This window comes from Chitinophaga sp. (assembly GCF_036566945.1).
In the GTDB taxonomy this organism is placed as follows: domain Bacteria; phylum Bacteroidota; class Bacteroidia; order Chitinophagales; family Chitinophagaceae; genus Chitinophaga.
In genome coordinates, this window is record NZ_DATCVJ010000397.1 from 1 (window position 1) to 4,909 (window position 4,909).

Genomic DNA, 4,909 nt, shown 5'->3' on the forward strand with positions numbered 1-4,909 from the left:
AGGTAATTCTGTGGTATACCAAACGGTGTAAGTATCGTCTTTCAGCTGTATGGTGGCCTTTTTGCAGTTGTAGCCGGCAATTTTTTTAGTTTTGTCGGAAGACTTGGTATTAGCGGTAAGGATGAAGTCTTCTTCTGTGTAATAAGTTTTCTTATCATCACCGAAGGTGGTGAATACCTGTTCGTATTTTTTGTTGGCCAGATCTACATATTGGGCGTTGTTACCACGAGGTCCCATTCCCATACCTCCGCCCATGCCCGGCCTGCGGCGGTTGCTGGTATCGCCTTGCGGACGCTGTCTTCTGCTGGTATCTCCATCGGCACGTTGTCTTCTGCCGCCGCCAAAGTCAGGGCGTTCGGTGGTGATTTTACCAATGTTGTTGCTGAATGTAAAGGTTTGTTTGAAAGTGATGACATCTGGCATAGCAGGTGCATCATCGCTGCCGCGCTGGAAACCGCGCATACGCTCAGGATCTACTTTAGCAGTTACTTCGTATTCAATAGTTCCTGATTGCTGGGCAAATACCGGGCTGGTAGCTGATAGCAGCGTAGCTGCTGCAAAGAATAAACGGATAGTTCGGTTCATACCTGGTTGTTTTAATATCACAAAAGTGATCCTTCGCTTTCATTTTTTGGGTTAAAAAGCTTTATTTACTGTTATTTACTGTTAAAGACTATCTGTAAGCGTTAATCTTCCTTATTTACTGTTAATTACTGTTAAGGGATTGGCCGGTATTATGCCGGGAATGGATAGTTTTGTAAGGACCTTAAAATGCTTCATGAGACAAAGAATCAGAAATATCCTCATCCTAATGTCTGTCTGTATACTGGGTATATTTCTATTCCAGGGGTATTGGCTGTACAATTCTTACAAGTTAAGAGAGGAACAATTCAGTAAGGAAATTAACGAATCGCTTCGCATGGCGGTTTTCAATAAACAGTTTTCGGATGTACGCCGCTACATCAAATATTTCGGCAAAGACAAAGATTCCCTGAAAAGGCCTATGAGAGGATTGGCAGAACAGGTGGAAGAAATAGGGATGCCTAAAGGGAGGCGATTCAAGGTGCAACGGGATACGGATCGTTATCCTGGTCCGCCCCCGCCGGAAGCTTTTCACGGCGACTCACCCTCCCGGGTGTATGCAGATACACTGGCCCGGCAAATTTCGGAGTACCTCATTACCAGTACTTTACACAACGACAGCACTAACCTGATCAAGCTGGACTCGGTATTCAGGGTAGAGCTGGCGAACCGGCAAATTGCCACTTCTTACCAACTGGATACTATTCATCTTAACTATAGCGGCTTTGAAAGAGAAAGTTTCAGAGACAGTATCCGCCGCCGGGAGCCGCGGCAAACGTCAAAGATCCCGTTCAATCCGGCCAGCAACCTGTTTGTACAGGCTACCTTCGATTCCCCCCTGCAGTTTATTTTGCAGAAAATGATCTGGACCCTGTTGAGCTCATTGCTATTGCTGGTGCTGACTACTCTTTGCTTTGTGTATATGCTGAGAACGATCTTAAAACAGAAACGACTGTCGGAGGTAAAGAATGATTTTATCAACAACATGACGCATGAGCTGAAAACGCCTATTGCTACCGTGTCTGCGGCCGTGGAAGCATTGCAGAACTTCAATGCATTGAATGATCAGCGAAAAACACAAACCTATCTCGACATCTCTAAAAATGAGCTGCAGCGCTTATCTGACCTGGTAGAGAAAGTACTGCATATCGCTGCCGAAGAAAAAGAAGATATTGAGTTGTTCCGGGAAGAAACAGACCTGAACGAAGTAGTTGACAATATCCTGTCCAACCATCAGCTGAAAGCAGGCAAACAGCTGCAGCTCCGCTACGATAATAACCTGGCGGGTAAAATGGTGTACGTGGATAAAACACATTTATCCAATGCCATCAATAACCTGATAGATAATGCCATCAAGTATTCCGGCGAGCAGGTGCAATTATATATACAAACCAGTCTGGAAAATGGTATCTTAAAGATTAAGGTAAAGGACCATGGTATTGGTATTCCTAAAGTGTATCAGGGAAGTATATTTGACAAATTTTTCCGGGTGCCTACCGGTGATCTGCATAATGTGAAAGGCTTTGGTTTGGGCTTAAGTTATGTGCAAAAGATTGTGGAAATGCATGGTGGCACTATACATGTGCAAAGTGAGCCGGATAAAGGCAGCGAGTTTACTATAATCATCCCTTCAGCGTAGCAACAATAAATAAAAGACGTTATGGCAAAAGTATTATTAATAGAAGATGAAGTACAGCTTGGACAGATTGTGAAAGACAGCCTTGAAATGCGGGGTTTTGAAATGTTGTATGCGGCCGATGGCAGGGAGGGATTACGTTTGTATCAACAGGAGCACCCGGATGTGGTAGTACTGGATATTATGATGCCTAATATGGACGGTTTTACGGTGACAGCCGAAATCCGCAAGCAGGATAAATTAACGCCGATCATCTTCCTGACAGCCAAATCGCAGACGGCAGATGTGGTGAAAGGCTTTGAGCTGGGTGGTAACGACTACCTGAAGAAGCCCTTCAGCATGGACGAACTGATTGTGCGCATTACGGCATTGCTAAAACGTTTTGGGGATAATCCCGGTAGCCGTGAAATGGAAGAAGGCGCCGTATCTATCGGGCAATATGTATTTAACTACACTAAGCAAACGCTTGCCCGCAATAATAGCATTGAGTTCCTGTCACACCGCGAGGCGGCCATTTTACAGCGCCTGTACAACAACAAGAATGAGGTGATGGAGCGTAAATCTGTATTGCTGGATCTGTGGGGAGATGATAACTTTTTTAATGCCCGCAGTATGGACGTTTTTATCACGAAACTTCGCCGATACCTGAAAGATGATTCCAGGGTACAGATTGTGAATATCCGCGGGGTGGGTTATAAACTGATTTTTTAGCGGGAGGTTTTCATATTGGGGTCCACTTCAAAAGTGATGTATACACGGGTACCCCGTACTGTATTCTCTTCTCCCGGGAGATCTGTAATTTCAATATTAAACTGCGTATGGTACATGGATCTGTAAAGGGAGGCTCGCTCCATGCATATCTCCATGCCCCTGGAGTGGTGGTTATTCGTTTTCAGGCCATCGTGATGATATTGCAGGGCCTGTACGCGGCCTATACCGTTGTCGGTTACCTCGCAGGCGTAAAGATTCTGTTGTAGTTGCGTCCAATGAATATGTAGTTGCCGGTCTGTTGCCTTATGCATTAACCCGTGCCAGATGGCATTTTCCACAAAGGGTTGTACCAGCATACAAGGTACTGATAAGGCGGCTGGAGAGATTTGCGGATCTGTGGTGAGCGTATATTCAAATCCGTTATTGGTGCGTAGCCGTTCCAGTTTGAGGTATAGTTCCAGCATATCTGATTCTTCCTGTAAAGAGATAAAATTTTTATCTGTCAGCATTAATACTTTCCTGAGCAGCGTAGCAAAACCGGAAATATACTCCTGGGCAAGGGTTGTTTCTCCGGTCATGAGGGCCGTATAGATGCCATTCAGGCAGTTAAACAGGAAATGTGGATTTACCTGTGACTTCAGGCTGAGCAGCCTTAATTCCGACACTTGTTTCCGGAGCAGCAGGAGTGCATTTTCCTGCTGGTTGGTATGACGGACCATAGCCGCTTCATTGCCTTTTAGGACAAGGTAACGGGATCTGTAATGGAGGAAGAGGAGTAAAAAAACAATAGATATAGCCGCAATAAGTGACAGCAGTGTAGTGTGTATAGTCGTAGGCATACCCCTTCAGATTTGCTAATGAAAATATACGTCATTTCCGGGAAATAAGCTATGGGTTTATACCCATGGATTTACTTCTAATCGCTTATCTTTGTCGTTTATGGAACAGTTAGTACAGCAAATAGCAGCCTACAAAGAAGAAATAGCGGCTTTTACGCCTGCCGGCGCAGCGGATCTGGAACAGTACCGCATAAAATTCCTGGGTACAAAAGGTATCGTGAAAGCTCTTTTCGGGGAGATGAAGCAGGTACCGAATGACCGTAAGAAAGAATTTGGGCAGATATTAAACGAATTTAAACAACTCGCGGAGTCCCGCTACGAGGTGTTCAGTGATCTGAAAGATGCTTCCGGAGCAGATGCCGGCGATACTGATTATACTTTGCCGGCAGCGCCACACCGGCTTGGCACCCGTCATCCTATCAGCCTGGTGCGGAATAAAATTATCCGCATATTTGAGCGCCTGGGCTTTAGCATTGCCGAAGGACCAGAAATTGAAGATGACTGGCACAACTTTACTGCATTGAATTTACCGGAAAACCATCCGGCCCGTGATATGCAGGATACCTTTTTTATCAGCAAAAATCCCGACTGGTTGCTGCGTACCCAAACTTCCTCCGCCCAGGTAAGGGTGATGGAAGCAGGTAAACTGCCTATCCGCATTATCAGCCCGGGAAGAGTATACCGTAATGAAACTATTTCAGCCCGTGCACACTGCTTCTTCCACCAGGTAGAGGGATTGTATATAGACGAAAATGTTTCTTTCGCGGACCTTAAACAAACGCTTTATCACTTCGTAAAAGAGATGTTTGGTGAAAACACCGGCATTCGTTTCCGTCCCTCCTACTTCCCTTTCACAGAGCCCAGCGCAGAAATGGACATCGTATGTTTCATTTGTGGTGGTACCGGTTGCCCTGTATGTAAACAAACCGGCTGGGTAGAAATACTGGGTTGTGGAATGGTACATCCGAAAGTGTTGGCCAATTGTGGCATTGATCCTGAAAAATATACTGGCTTCGCCTTTGGTATGGGAATAGAACGTATTACCATGCTGAAATACCAGATTAAAGATTTACGCCTGTTCTCCGAAAACGATACCCGTTTCCTGGAGCAGTTTGAAGGTGCTATATAGGAGTTTGTCTTA

General features: G+C 45.2%; 5 protein-coding genes. 3 read left to right on the forward strand and 2 right to left on the reverse strand.

The features are described from left to right. The coding region (locus tag VIP81_RS11695) for a hypothetical protein (RefSeq protein ID WP_331960259.1) at positions 1 to 585 on the reverse strand (585 nt) is incomplete at its 3' end. 193 nt (positions 586 to 778) lie between these two features. Between VIP81_RS11695 and VIP81_RS11700 the strand changes: the two genes are divergently transcribed. Beyond that, entirely contained in the window at positions 779 to 2,221 is a 1,443-nt protein-coding gene (locus tag VIP81_RS11700; RefSeq protein ID WP_331960262.1) for a HAMP domain-containing sensor histidine kinase, read from the forward strand. 21 nt (positions 2,222 to 2,242) lie between these two features. Further along, a complete protein-coding gene (locus tag VIP81_RS11705; protein ID WP_331960265.1) occupies positions 2,243 to 2,929 on the forward strand; it encodes a response regulator transcription factor in 687 nt (228 codons plus the stop codon). Here the strand turns inward: VIP81_RS11705 and VIP81_RS11710 are convergent. Next, positions 2,926 to 3,768 (reverse strand): sensor histidine kinase, encoded by an 843-nt coding sequence (locus VIP81_RS11710; RefSeq protein WP_331960268.1) that lies wholly within the window; start codon positions 3,766 to 3,768, stop codon positions 2,926 to 2,928. The two genes, VIP81_RS11705 and VIP81_RS11710, sit on opposite strands and share 4 nt — an antisense overlap. A 100-nt stretch (positions 3,769 to 3,868) precedes the next feature. Between VIP81_RS11710 and pheS the strand changes: the two genes are divergently transcribed. Next, the gene (pheS, locus tag VIP81_RS11715; RefSeq protein WP_331960271.1) at positions 3,869 to 4,897 is read left to right on the forward strand and encodes a phenylalanine--tRNA ligase subunit alpha; all 1,029 of its coding nucleotides are present in this window, start codon (positions 3,869 to 3,871) and stop codon (positions 4,895 to 4,897) included. Positions 4,898 to 4,909: the final 12 nt, after the last annotated feature.

What these genes read in the sequence shown, in the direction of transcription:
- VIP81_RS11710 (WP_331960268.1), bottom strand. Translation starts at nt 3,768, where the DNA reads ATGCCTACGACTATACACACTACACTGCTGTCACTTATTGCGGCTATA.
- VIP81_RS11700 (WP_331960262.1), top strand. Translation starts at nt 779, where the DNA reads ATGAGACAAAGAATCAGAAATATCCTCATCCTAATGTCTGTCTGTATA.
- VIP81_RS11705 (WP_331960265.1), top strand. Translation starts at nt 2,243, where the DNA reads ATGGCAAAAGTATTATTAATAGAAGATGAAGTACAGCTTGGACAGATT.
- pheS (WP_331960271.1), top strand. Translation starts at nt 3,869, where the DNA reads ATGGAACAGTTAGTACAGCAAATAGCAGCCTACAAAGAAGAAATAGCG.